This window comes from Peribacillus simplex, assembly GCF_900156045.1.
Lineage (GTDB): Bacteria > Bacillota > Bacilli > Bacillales > DSM-1321 > Peribacillus > Peribacillus simplex_D.
The window spans coordinates 153004-164618 of record NZ_FTMX01000008.1; the positions used below are offsets into that span (position 1 = coordinate 153004).

Sequence of the window (11615 nt, forward strand, 5' to 3'; positions counted from 1 at the left end):
AGTTCCTCAATCTTGTATTTCCACAATCATTTCAATTTCAATTGCAGTATTATTTGGAAGCTGGGCCATTCCCACTGCTGACCGAGCATGTCTACCCCTCTCTCCAAAGACGGCCACAAGCAGGTCTGATGCGCCATTCAATACTTTGGGCTGTCCAGTGAAGTTTTCTGTTGAATTAACCATTCCGAGAATTTTAATTACCTTCTTCACTCTGGATAGTTCTCCAAGCTCTTCCTTCAGTACCCTCAAAAGATTAATCATTGACTGCCTCGCTGCCTGATACCCTTCCTCTTCCTTCAGCTCTTTGCCAAGCTTGCCGTGATATTCATCAACACCTTGTCCGGATGTGAAAATCAAATTTCCCACCCGGACGTGGCTTACGTAGTTGCCGACCGCTTCCCTTGGTGGCTCAAGCATGATTCCAAGTTCTTCAAGGACTTGTTCTGGTACTTTTATTTGTTTTTCCATGCTTCTCCCCTCGTGATTCCAAATTTAAAAACCTCAATGCATTTCTCCCTAGAAGATCCGCTTTCACTTCATCTGATAGAATTAGAGTGTCATCAATCACCCGGCCTGGGGGATTTTCTCTCAATAAAAATGGATAGTCGGAACCCATCAGCACTTTCTTATATCCAAAACGGTCAATCAGATACTGAATATTCCGGGTATCATAGTTCAGTGAATCGAAATAAAACTTTTGCGCATAGTAGCTTGGCTGCATTGATGTTTTTCTTAAATCAGGCCATACTTCCCATCCCTTATCGATCCGCGGTAAAATATATGGAAATGAGCCCCCGCCATGTGCAAAACAGATTTTCAGATCCGGAAACTTTTCCATGACGCCACTCCATAAAATGCTTGCTGCCGCCAATGCCGTTTCACTCGGCATCGCCACTGTATACATGAGGTTATGCCGTTCCGTTCGGTCTTTTGCCATTGTCTCCCATGGGTGGATAAACAGTGGGACATTCCACTTTTCGGCCATTTGGAAGAATTCCAACAAAACAGGGGAATCCAGGTTTTCTCCATTTACGTTAGTACCAATTTCGATTCCCGCCAAGCCTAGCTCAAATTTACAGCGTTCCATTTCCCCAATTGCCACTTTCAAATCCTGAAGCGGTACAGTTCCGAGACCGATGAACCTGTCTGGATGCCTGTTCACAGTCTCGGCAATGAAATCATTCTGGAACTGGGACATGTATAGCGCCTGGTCAATTGGCGCCCAGTATGAAAATGTCACTGGCACAGGTGAGAGCACCTGCATATCGACTCCTTCCGCATCCATATCCTGAATACGTTTTTCAGGGTCCCATACCTGGTCAGTCACTTTCCTGAACAGCTTTCCGCTTACCATGATATCTGCCCCGCAAGAACATTTCCGCTCTAGCACTGGCCAGCGTCCCTGACCAAATTTTCCGGTTAAGTCGGGCAGGTCCAACGGAAGAATATGGGTATGGAAATCTATTCGCATTTCCAAGCCTCAACGTTTTCTGACATGACATGACCGCATTCACTACAGGTGCGAAGTTCCTTACTTCCGTTGAAAGCCTCAATCGCCTCTTTCACCTGGACCTCAATATTCGTCAATTGGATCGTAGCTTTGAGCATCTCATGGTTACAATTCCCGCAGAACCAAACAAGATCTTCTAGCTCATCTTTAGCACGCTTGCGCTCTACGACAATGCCATAAGTATCCGGTACACGGTGAGGGGAATGTGGTACGTCAGCTGGCAGCATAAATATTTCCCCTTCTTTCACCTCCACTACTTCACGCACGCCGCTTTGATTGATGCATTCTACATAGCAGGATCCTTTTATCTGATAAAATAGCTCGTCTGAAGGGTCTACATGAAAATCGCGCCGATAATTCGGACCACCCAGAAGCATGACGATGAATTCGGAATCTTCCCAAAGCACTTTGTTATTAACCGGCGGTTTCAATAAATCTTTATTGTCTTCTATAACTTTCATGAGATTTAATGATCTAGCCTGTAATTTTGAAGATTGAGCATGTCCTTTCATAAATAAACTACCTCCCATTTAATTTTCATAATAGTCAAAAAATTTATATTAGTGACATATAACCAACTTGTTTTGAAATCATTTGTGCCGAACGAATCACCGACTGAATAATTCTCGTTTTTTCTTTCCCAATCATATAATTCCGATCCCCGACAAGGTTAAGTGCAGCAATAACTTGGCCATTATAGGATTTAATGGGTGCTGCAACGCCATATAACCCAAAATCATTTTCATCATCACTAATCGCAAATCCTTGTTTGCGGACGTCCTTTAACTCTTCATTAAATTGGTTGATGCAAGTAATCGTGTTAGTTGAGTGCTTCAATAGCCCTTTTGCCAGCGTAGGCTGAATAAAGGATGGGTTAAAGGCAAGCAATACTTTCCCGGCGCTCGTACAATGAGCCGGTTTTCTTGCTCCTATATATGTGGTCATATGCTCGGCGTGAGGGGACGACATTTTCATCACAAACCTGACTTCGCCTTCGTGAAACATACCGATGTGAGAATTACCACTAAATTGCAGGACAAGATTACTTATAATTGGACCTGCTTCATAATGAATATCCTGCTGATACATGGCTCTACTGCTCCACTCAAGCAGCTTCCATCCAAGCCGGTACTTTCGATCTTTGCCTTGGATCAGCATCCCATCCTTGCACATCGTTTTCACTAGATGATGAGATGAGCTTGGACTCATATTCAATTTTTCGGCTATTTCCTTATTTCCAAGTGAGGGTTCTTCATTTGTGAATAAATCAAGTATCTTTATTAGCTTCTCAACGGACGAAATCATGACGGCCGCCCCCTCCCCATTCAACTATTAAAGTTATTGGCTAACCGCATCGATGGCTACTTGAATCGGTTTGTTAAGCACTTCATCGACCATGGCAAAGTTCTTGTTTTTCTTATATTTATTATAAAAAATCGCTCTTTTCCGAACTGGATCACCCGTGTAATAGCGTTCGTATTGAAGGAGGCGCTGTCCAAATGCTTCCCCGCATAAATCCCAAGCCAGTTTAAACACCCGTACACGCTCTTCCGCGGAAACCCCGCTTCGTCCTCCATAATATTTATCGATATCACTGCGCAATTCCGGATTATCAAAGTCGGCCCCTGTCGGAGACATCAACAGCCCGCCAGCTCCAATGGTCTGGATAACTTCGATGGCACGAGGATACATCTCCGGAAGGAAGCCGCGAATCGTTTCCAATGCATCCGGATTTGGCCGGGCCTCACCATAATCATTAATCGTATATTCATATTCCGCTACCCGAAGCAATGAACGGATGACTTCGACGGATTGAACAAGTTCACCCAAATCACGCTGTACATGCAGGAATCCATCAACTCCGATGGAGTCTGCCACTTTACAGGCAACCTCAACGGCAAATGCCAGTTTAATATATCCACGCACTCCTGATTGGTGAGCAGGCTGTTCAGCAATTCCCGTCATTGGATACAAGCGGTTTGCCGCATCCACATTGTTGTATAAGAAGACGCGATTCCAAGGAACCAGTACATCATTGAATACAAGCAAGGCATCCATTTCCTCATATCGGGAGGCCAGTGGATGGTCAAATATCGAGCGTGTTCCGTCCTGCATAGGTTCCCGGCAGATTATGCGCAGTCCAGGCGTATCGATTGGCAGTGCAAATGCTACCGCGTGACGTTCATCGCCTGGTGTGAATCCTGGGAAAGAATAGATAATCACCTCATCTGTAATCGGTGCCAGGGTTGCTAACATCTTTGCACCGCGTACAAGTATTCCTTCTTCTTTTTCCTCAACAGTCCCTAAGTGGGTATATGTTTCTTTTTGTTCATAAGATTGCTTGCTTCGATCATTTTGAGGATTAATGATTGCATGCGTCAAGAATAAATCATTGTCACGAATATAGGCATAATAATCCTTGATGTTCTGTGACCAGTCTTTGTTGTATTCATCAAGAAACCAGGAGTTATGTGCCATGGAAGTGACCACGACATTTAAAAAGTCCGGCGTTCTCCCCATTAGTCCATATGTCATCCTTGCATACACTTCAAATAATTTACTTCTTTTTTGCAAATCCTCCGATGTCTTCGGGAATAAAAAAGCATTATTGACACGTTCCCCGGTTTCTTTGCAAATGTGAGTGATTTCATCTTGATATTCCGGGTCATGTTGAATGTCATACAACTTTGCAATTTCTTGTATCGGCTGCTTAAAAATTGGCTCATTATAAATATCCTCAACCACTCTTCCACCAAGCCAGACTTCTGGCTTCCTTGATTTAATTCTATTAATATATTCTTCGCCGGTTTTAATGCCCATAAGAAACCCCCTTATTTTACAAGTTGTTTAGCAGACCCCATTTTCCCCCGATAAAAAGTAAACGCTTCCAAATCTTCAAAATGTAACTCCTGGATCTCATCGAAGAAAAATACATGATCACCAGCCTCAAACTCTCTCCATGGTTTGTATTCCATCCAAGCGACACTTCCATTTATTTTTGGAGAATTCCCCTTGTTCTCCCAGTCAATTTCAAGTGTTTCCTGTTTATTGCACGCAAATTGCCCTGCAATGGATTCTTGTTCATCCGACAAAATATTAATGGTAAAAGATTTATATTTCATGCCAGTGCAGGCTTTTGCTTCATTATGAATGGATACTAAAGCGAGCGGGGGATCCAAGGAAACCTAGGTAAATGAATTCACAGTGATGCCCTTTTGAACTTTCCCATCAAACCAGCTCACTATCGCGACTCCGGTTGGGAATTTACCAAAGCAATTTCTCAACTTGCGCCCATCCATCTTATCACCTCCTACTCTTTCATTATGAATTCATTATAGTAAACTAAATAATTTTAAAAATCATATAATTTCATATTATGAAATTTAAGGAAATTTTTTTAAATAGCTCGTTTTAATTGTGAATTATCGTAAAAAAGACTTTCATTACCGCATTACCAAAAATCAGTGTTAAACTATCCATGGACATTCATATTTCCAGCTTAATGAATAATGGTCTTTTTCGACTCGAATATATGAAAGTGGTGAGGGAAGTATCAATTTTGCGTTCCTTAAGAAAGATCTATCAATTTTTCGTGGATATTCCTTTAAAAAAAGGAGTGGTTTTGAATGACCGTTACGAGGTGAAAACTTTAATCGGTACAGGAAGCTATGGTCTTGTCTACCTTTGCAATAATTTGAAAAAGAATGAGAATATAGTGATCAAGCAGCTCCGGAATAGTAAACGGCGCAGCAAAAAAGAGCTCAAACAGTTTGAAAATGAAATGACCATATTACGAATGTTAAATCACAAAAACATCCCCAAATTTCACGAGAATTTTTCACATGACGGAAATGTTTATTTTGTGATGGATTTCATTGAAGGGGATAATTTGGAAGACCATATTTTCTTGAATCAATTAACGTTCAATGAGAAAGAGTCTCTACTTTTTCTGGATGAGCTGGTCGGTTTAGTATCTTATCTACATGGCCATGACATTTGCCATCAGGATTTACGTATACCAAATATTTTACTTAAGAACCATCAGCCCATTTTGATAGACTTTGGTTTGTCTAAAATGTTCAACTCGGCAGATCTGGCACAAGAATCCATTTTACAGCAGAAAAGGCAGGATTTTTACGACTTGGGGCAAATACTTCTATATGTACTTTATACAACGTACGCTTCCAAAAGTAAAAAGGCTCTTCCTTGGACAGAAGAGCTTTCGTTAGAAAAAGAAACCGTGCATATACTGAAAAGGTTATTAAGCATCCAAGAACCTTATTCAGATATCAAGGAAATCTCAATGGACCTGCGAGCTGCATTGCAGTCAAAGAAATTGAATTAGCTGCTGCTGCCACGCCCCTTTCTCTTGTAGCGGTCACTTCCACTCATGGGATACCTTTTATACCCTCGGCTGCTGCTGCTGCCTCGGCGATAATGACCATGTCTTCGCTCACTGCTTCCTTGGGAAAGCTGTTTGATTTTTTTCATTATTTTCTTCAGCATATCTTTCACCTCTTTTATTTTGGTTTTAAAACTTGTTATTACTTAGCCTAACATAGACACAGTATAAACCTTACTAATAAGTACTATAATTTTTTTTCATTTGTGTTACGTTCCATAACCGCTTCATGGAGTGGGCTTCTTCCATTGTTGGTCATGAGAACACCCTATACGCCTCCGTTTGAAAATGGCACCTAATATATAAAGATGACTGTCATTTACTGATCTTCGAAGCGCAAATCAAAATCAGACAGTATACAAAAAAACCTGGCGAATATCGCATCGCCAGGTTTTTTCGTTACTCTTTTATTTTACAGCGTCTTTTAATTCCTTACCTGCTTTAAAAGCCGGTACTTTACTAGCTGCAATTTGTATTTCTTCGCCAGTTTGCGGGTTTCTTCCTGTACGGGCAGCGCGGTCACGCACTTCAAATGTACCAAAACCAACTAATTGGATTTTTTCTTCTTTAGCAAGTGTAGCCGTGATTGTTTCAAACAATGCATCCACTACTTTTTTTGCTTCGTCTTTTGTCAGTTCAGCTTGGGCTGCAACACTGCTCACTAATTCTGTTTTATTCATATGAACACCTCATCCTTTTATTTTGTATAAAGTATGTAGAGAAGACAACATAACATATCTTGTATGCCTCTGTCACTTATTATGGCTAAATAAAAGGAATCGCAGCTCCAAATTGATCTTTTCGGAAGATAAAAGGGCTTTGATTAACATTAACTTCCTGAAGTTTCCAGCTGCAGCCATTGATAGATGGTATCCATATCAATGTTTTCCTCCAAATGGGAAGCCAAGAGATTGTACGCTTCCTCCCTTCGCTCCGAGTCGCTTTGGACGTTTTCCTTCACTTCTTCCAACCCCTTGTTCCGTCGAATTTGGTTAACAAGCAATCTAGTGAACAGGCGATTATGGAATATCCCATGAAGATATGTTCCCATTACCTTGTTGTCATTGGAAATGGCTCCATCCTCTCTTCCATCCTTCAATAAAAGAAAGGGCCTTACTTGCGACTTCAATGTCGTTCTGCCTAAATGTATTTCGAAACCGTTAAGATTCATTTGACCTTCCATTATCCCGGCAGAAAGGACACCTTCCATTTGTACCGTTTTCTTTTCTGCTTGAAAAACGGTTTCCACCGGAAGAAGCGAGAGCCCTTCCGCATTCTCACCGTCACCTTCGACCGCATCAGGATCGAAAAGTTTAGTCCCCAGCATTTGAAAACCGCCGCATATGCCAAAGATCATCGTTCCTTGTTTCCGCAGTTCATTGATGGCCCGATCCAACCCCATACGATTCAACCATTCTAAATCTTCCATCGTGTTTTTTGTACCAGGCAAAATAAGCAGATCAGGATTACCTAACTCATGGACACTGCTTACTAGGCGGACACCTACTCCGGGTTCATCAAAAAAAGGATCCACATCTGTAAAATTGGAGATCCGCGGAAATCTCAAGACGGCTACATCGATCGGAAACTCGGCCTTTTTAGGTTTTTTAAAACGTAAGGAGGAGAGAGCAAGTGAATCTTCCGCTTCAATATTCACGTCTAGATAGGGCAGCACCCCTAGAACCGGAATCCCAGTTTCCTTTTCCACCCATTCAATGCCATCATCCAACAATTCACGCATGCCACGAAATTTATTGATGATGATCCCCTTTACACTATCTCGTTCATCTTGATCCAATAAAGCAAGTGTGCCGATGATGGACGCAAATACTCCACCACGATCAATATCGGCCACCAAAATGACTGCCGCATCCGTGAGTTTCGCCATTCGCATATTCGCGATATCCCGGTCCTTAAGGTTAATTTCAGCCGGGCTTCCTGCCCCTTCGAGAACGATGATGTCATAGTCTTCTTGAAGTTTTTCGACCGATTTACGGATGATCGGCATGGCTTCCTGGACAAATTGGGACCGATAGCTTTTTGCATTCATATCAAGAAAATGCTTTCCGTGCACGATGACTTCCGAAACCATATCCTGCTTCGGTTTCAGTAATATCGGATTCATATCGGTCGTTGCCGTGATCCGTGCTGCTTCCGCCTGTACTCCCTGAGCCCGTCCGATTTCCCCGCCATCCAAGGTTACATAAGAATTCAAAGCCATGTTTTGTGATTTGAATGGGACGACACGTAACCCTTTATTGGAAAATACCCGGCAAAATGCCGTACAAATCAAACTTTTCCCTACATCAGATGACGTCCCTTGTATCATGATGGATCGTGCCTTCATTACGTTCACCCCCTTAAAACTCTAATCCTTTGACAGCGCCGATGCCCTCGTCATAATAATGCTTGGTCGCCTCAATCGATGAAACCAAATCGGCCATTTCCATAAGCTCTGGCTTGGCATCCCTGCCGGTAATGACTACATGCATATGAGCTGGACGATTTCGAATCGCATCGATGACTTCAGTCAATGGCAAGACATCTTCAATCGGGAATTTGGAAATCGCCAATGCATTGTTCAACTCATCCAAAACAAGTAAATCAATGCCGGGATCACTAAGGGCCAGTCTCGCCTTTTCCCAAGCTAACGATAATGCGTTGCGATGCTCTTCTGGAGTTTTGGTCCATGTAAAACCAATACCTAGCTGTTCCATTTCAACTCCTAATTTTTTTAAAGCCAATGCTTCCCCATATGTACGCTCTGGAGATTTTATGAACTGAAGGTATTTGACTTTCATTCCTCTGCCGATTGCCCTTAAAGTCACTCCTAATGAGGCAGTCGTCTTCCCTTTCCCGTTTCCTGTATAAATAAGCATTAATCCTCTGCGTGCCACTCACTCACCTACCTTCATAGCCAAACTGTTTTATCTATGTATGAAGTCCTTTTAGTAGCAGGAACCGGTTGATCGCCTTTAGGGTATCCGACAAAAATGGTGCCGATCACTTTTTTGTTTTCCGGTGAACCGATAAATTCGTGCAGGCGTTCATCCCTGACAAGACCAACTCCTCTAGTGCGCCAAACGAATCCGAGACCAAGTTCTTTTGCGGCAAGCCACATCGAATGGACGGCACAACAAGAAGCGAATACATTGTCTTCGGATGAATCCGGATCATCGGGCAAAATATCGGAAGTCACGACGATGATAAGCGGTGTCGTCTTTACAACTTCCAGTGAACTTTCAATCAATTTCGGTTTGGTCGGGAAGCGTTCATGTAAATACCTTTCTGCCAATCTTTCATAACGGTGCTTCGCCTCTCCCTTGATTACATAAAAACTCCAAGGTTCACGCAATCGGTCGTTAGGGGCATAGGTAGCCGCTTCCAATAGCTGCCTGATTTTTTGGTCTTCCACTTCTTTTTCTTCGTAATTCCTTATTGCCCGGCGTTCCTTCAATTCTTGAATGATGGACATTCCGACTCAATCCCTTCAATAATGGACTCTGATTCAATCACTCTTTCAAACCATTGGATTTTATCTCTTAATTGGACGACATCCCCTACTAGAAAGATTGATGGATTTTGAATTTCTTCTTTTATAGCCTTCAAAGAAATCGAACTCAAAGTACCGGTAATCGTCCTTTGTTTTTCTGTCGTGCCCCATTCAATGACAGCCACTGGCGTTTTGCCGTCCCTGCCATGCTCCATCAATTTTTCACAGATAAACGGCATATTACCTATTCCCATATAAAAGGCGATGGTATCGATCCCCTGAGCCAAAGCCTGCCAATTCAAGTTATCCTGCCCCTTGTAATCACGGCCATGGCCTGTCACAATGGCATAACTTGAGGCATGATCACGGTGGGTCACCGGGATGCCCGCATAAGCCGGTGCTGCGATTCCCGCCGTGATTCCTGGGACGATATCATATTCAATCCCGTTAGCAGCCAGTATCTCCGCTTCCTCACCGCCCCGCCCAAAGACAAACGGATCTCCACCCTTCAGACGGGTGACGTTTTTCCCCTGTAAGGCCTTTTCCACTAAAAGTTCATGTATTTCATTTTGAATGAGATGATGTTTCCCTGGTGATTTCCCGCAATACACCAGTTCTGCATCTTCTTTTGCATAAGTTAATAATTCTGGATTGACAAGCCTGTCATATGCAATGACATCCGCCTTTTGGATACATTCCAGTCCATATACCGTAATCAGTTTCGGATCTCCGGGACCCGCACCGACCAAATGAACTTTTCCCGGTTTCATGCTCGCGCCTCCTCTTAATCTTCAAAAAATATCTTTTACTTGTTGATAGTTTCATGAATAGATCTGTTTTTTTGTTTTAAGCAAGCATCGATCCAGTTCTTTGCAAGTATTGGATTGGAAGCAAAATGAAAGTGAGTATATCCAGCAACAAGGTTACCCAATACACATCCCTCTTGTTTCGAACCGAATCTGCCTTTGGCTTCATAAGCATGTGTAAGATCATCATCCGCTTCGAATGTCGAGTAGTGGAATTCATGTCCTTTTGCCTGCTCCATTTCATTGATCAAAAAATTGCCTGGAGTTCCTGTAATTTCTCGATAACCAAGTGCTGCAAGTTTTTTTTGCATTTTAATCCTGCCCGGAATAATACCTGCCATCTGATGCGTTTCTTTGGAAGTTGTTTCAATCGATTTGCTCAAAAACATGAAACCGCCGCATTCCGCTAGAGTCGGCATCCCTTTTTCAATGGAGCTTCTGATGGATTTAATAGCACCCAAGTTACCGGAAAGTTCAGCTGCAAATTCCTCAGGAAAACCGCCTCCAAGGTATAAACCATCAGCTTCCAATGGAACTTCATCCCCTTTTAATGGAGAAAAATACTTGATGTTCGCCCCAAATGCTTCAAGCAACTCAAGGTTTTCCTGATAATAAAAATTGAAGGCAGCATCTTTTGCTACGGCAATGCACACTTTCTTTTCATTTTGGGGTTGAAATATATTTGAGTTTCCACTGGAAACGGAGCTTGTCTTGGATAAACGGTACAACTGATCGATATCGATCGTTTCCATGATTAATTGTGCAAGCTTATCGAAAAACGGATTTAGTTCCCCCCGTTCAATAGCAGGAATTAAACCCAAATGACGGCTTGGAATATCAATATCCATTTCCCGCTTCATATAACCCAGCACCGGTACATCGCATTCTTGCTCAATGGCTGATTTGACAATATTGTAATGCCCCGCACTTCCCACTTGATTGGCAATTACACCAATGATGTTCGGACCGGTCGAAAAGGCCTGAAATCCTTTTACGATTGCAGCTGCACTCCGTGCCATGCTGGCACAGTTGACTACCAACAGGACAGGGCTTTGCGTGATGATGCTGATTTCAGCCGTCGATCCTGTATTGGATAAAGGACTTTTGCCATCGAAAAAGCCCATGACTCCTTCGATGATCGATATATCTGCTCCGGTACCTGCTTTGGTAAGAATTTCTCGGACAGTGTCATGATCGAACATCCAACTGTCAAGATTGCGTGAAATCCGTCCTGTAACCGCTGTATGATAAGTAGGGTCAATATAGTCAGGACCACATTTGAACCCTTGGACAGTATAGCCTTTCTTCTGGAGGGCTGCCATGATTCCGATGGTCAATGTCGTTTTACCGACACCGCTTCCGGTACCCGCAATTACCAATCTTCTATCGTACATATTTGCTTCT

The 11615-nt window shown here is 42.7% G+C and carries 13 protein-coding genes; 1 reads left to right on the forward strand and 12 read right to left on the reverse strand.

Annotation, left to right across the window (positions count from 1 at the left end; genetic code table 11):
• Positions 1 to 6: 6 nt before the first annotated feature.
• The 6 genes from BW986_RS23835 to BW986_RS23860 are packed head-to-tail and all read right to left on the reverse strand — an operon-like array spanning position 7 to position 4689.
• Positions 7 to 468 carry a RidA family protein gene (locus BW986_RS23835; RefSeq protein WP_076371456.1) on the reverse strand — a complete coding sequence of 154 codons (462 nt, stop codon included), beginning with the start codon at positions 466 to 468 and terminating at the stop codon, positions 7 to 9.
• Positions 431 to 1471: an amidohydrolase family protein gene (locus BW986_RS23840; RefSeq protein ID WP_179086153.1), complete on the reverse strand. Its 1041-nt coding sequence runs from the start codon at positions 1469 to 1471 to the stop codon at positions 431 to 433. The genes BW986_RS23835 and BW986_RS23840 overlap by 38 nt, the downstream gene beginning before the upstream one ends.
• Positions 1462 to 2022, reverse strand: a complete 561-nt coding sequence (locus BW986_RS23845) for a 3-hydroxyanthranilate 3,4-dioxygenase (protein WP_076371460.1) — start codon at positions 2020 to 2022, stop codon at positions 1462 to 1464. Before BW986_RS23845 ends, BW986_RS23840 begins: the two co-directional genes overlap by 10 nt.
• A 43-nt stretch (positions 2023 to 2065) precedes the next feature.
• On the reverse strand, positions 2066 to 2815 hold the full coding sequence (locus BW986_RS23850; protein ID WP_076371462.1) for an IclR family transcriptional regulator: 750 nt from the start codon (positions 2813 to 2815) through the stop codon (positions 2066 to 2068).
• Between the two features lie 33 nt (positions 2816 to 2848).
• Positions 2849 to 4330: a 4-hydroxyphenylacetate 3-hydroxylase family protein gene (locus BW986_RS23855; protein ID WP_076371464.1), complete on the reverse strand. Its 1482-nt coding sequence runs from the start codon at positions 4328 to 4330 to the stop codon at positions 2849 to 2851.
• 11 nt (positions 4331 to 4341) lie between these two features.
• Positions 4342 to 4689, reverse strand: a complete 348-nt coding sequence (locus BW986_RS23860; RefSeq protein ID WP_081395765.1) for a flavin reductase family protein — start codon at positions 4687 to 4689, stop codon at positions 4342 to 4344.
• A gap of 380 nt (positions 4690 to 5069) precedes the next feature.
• Here BW986_RS23860 and BW986_RS23865 point away from each other — a divergent pair, with 380 nt between their 5' ends.
• The gene (locus BW986_RS23865) at positions 5070 to 5855 is read left to right on the forward strand and encodes a protein kinase domain-containing protein (RefSeq protein WP_260320948.1); all 786 of its coding nucleotides are present in this window, start codon (positions 5070 to 5072) and stop codon (positions 5853 to 5855) included.
• 464 nt (positions 5856 to 6319) lie between these two features.
• Here the strand turns inward: BW986_RS23865 and BW986_RS23870 are convergent, their stop codons facing one another.
• The 6 genes from BW986_RS23870 to BW986_RS23895 all read right to left on the reverse strand — a co-directional run bounded on the left by BW986_RS23870 (position 6320) and on the right by BW986_RS23895 (position 11605).
• Positions 6320 to 6592 (reverse strand): HU family DNA-binding protein, encoded by a 273-nt coding sequence (locus tag BW986_RS23870; RefSeq protein ID WP_076371466.1) that lies wholly within the window; start codon positions 6590 to 6592, stop codon positions 6320 to 6322.
• A gap of 149 nt (positions 6593 to 6741) precedes the next feature.
• Positions 6742 to 8259, reverse strand: coding sequence for a cobyric acid synthase (locus tag BW986_RS23875; protein WP_076371468.1), 1518 nt, complete (start codon positions 8257 to 8259; stop codon positions 6742 to 6744).
• 13 nt (positions 8260 to 8272) lie between these two features.
• Entirely contained in the window at positions 8273 to 8809 is a 537-nt protein-coding gene (locus BW986_RS23880; protein WP_076371470.1) for a cob(I)yrinic acid a,c-diamide adenosyltransferase, read from the reverse strand.
• Between the two features lie 14 nt (positions 8810 to 8823).
• The gene (locus BW986_RS23885) at positions 8824 to 9387 is read right to left on the reverse strand and encodes a nitroreductase family protein (protein WP_076371472.1); all 564 of its coding nucleotides are present in this window, start codon (positions 9385 to 9387) and stop codon (positions 8824 to 8826) included.
• Positions 9366 to 10175: a uroporphyrinogen-III C-methyltransferase gene (gene cobA / locus BW986_RS23890; protein ID WP_076371474.1), complete on the reverse strand. Its 810-nt coding sequence runs from the start codon at positions 10173 to 10175 to the stop codon at positions 9366 to 9368. The genes BW986_RS23885 and cobA overlap by 22 nt, the downstream gene beginning before the upstream one ends.
• A gap of 35 nt (positions 10176 to 10210) precedes the next feature.
• Positions 10211 to 11605 (reverse strand): cobyrinic acid a,c-diamide synthase CobB, encoded by a 1395-nt coding sequence (locus tag BW986_RS23895; protein ID WP_076371476.1) that lies wholly within the window; start codon positions 11603 to 11605, stop codon positions 10211 to 10213.
• Positions 11606 to 11615 lie beyond the last annotated feature (10 nt).

What these genes read in the sequence shown, in the direction of transcription:
- BW986_RS23835 (WP_076371456.1), bottom strand. Translation starts at nt 468, where the DNA reads ATGGAAAAACAAATAAAAGTACCAGAACAAGTCCTTGAAGAACTTGGA.
- BW986_RS23840 (WP_179086153.1), bottom strand. Translation starts at nt 1,471, where the DNA reads ATGCGAATAGATTTCCATACCCATATTCTTCCGTTGGACCTGCCCGAC.
- BW986_RS23845 (WP_076371460.1), bottom strand. Translation starts at nt 2,022, where the DNA reads ATGAAAGGACATGCTCAATCTTCAAAATTACAGGCTAGATCATTAAAT.
- BW986_RS23850 (WP_076371462.1), bottom strand. Translation starts at nt 2,815, where the DNA reads ATGATTTCGTCCGTTGAGAAGCTAATAAAGATACTTGATTTATTCACA.
- BW986_RS23855 (WP_076371464.1), bottom strand. Translation starts at nt 4,330, where the DNA reads ATGGGCATTAAAACCGGCGAAGAATATATTAATAGAATTAAATCAAGG.
- BW986_RS23870 (WP_076371466.1), bottom strand. Translation starts at nt 6,592, where the DNA reads ATGAATAAAACAGAATTAGTGAGCAGTGTTGCAGCCCAAGCTGAACTG.
- BW986_RS23875 (WP_076371468.1), bottom strand. Translation starts at nt 8,259, where the DNA reads ATGAAGGCACGATCCATCATGATACAAGGGACGTCATCTGATGTAGGG.
- BW986_RS23885 (WP_076371472.1), bottom strand. Translation starts at nt 9,387, where the DNA reads ATGTCCATCATTCAAGAATTGAAGGAACGCCGGGCAATAAGGAATTAC.
- cobA (WP_076371474.1), bottom strand. Translation starts at nt 10,175, where the DNA reads ATGAAACCGGGAAAAGTTCATTTGGTCGGTGCGGGTCCCGGAGATCCG.
- BW986_RS23895 (WP_076371476.1), bottom strand. Translation starts at nt 11,605, where the DNA reads ATGTACGATAGAAGATTGGTAATTGCGGGTACCGGAAGCGGTGTCGGT.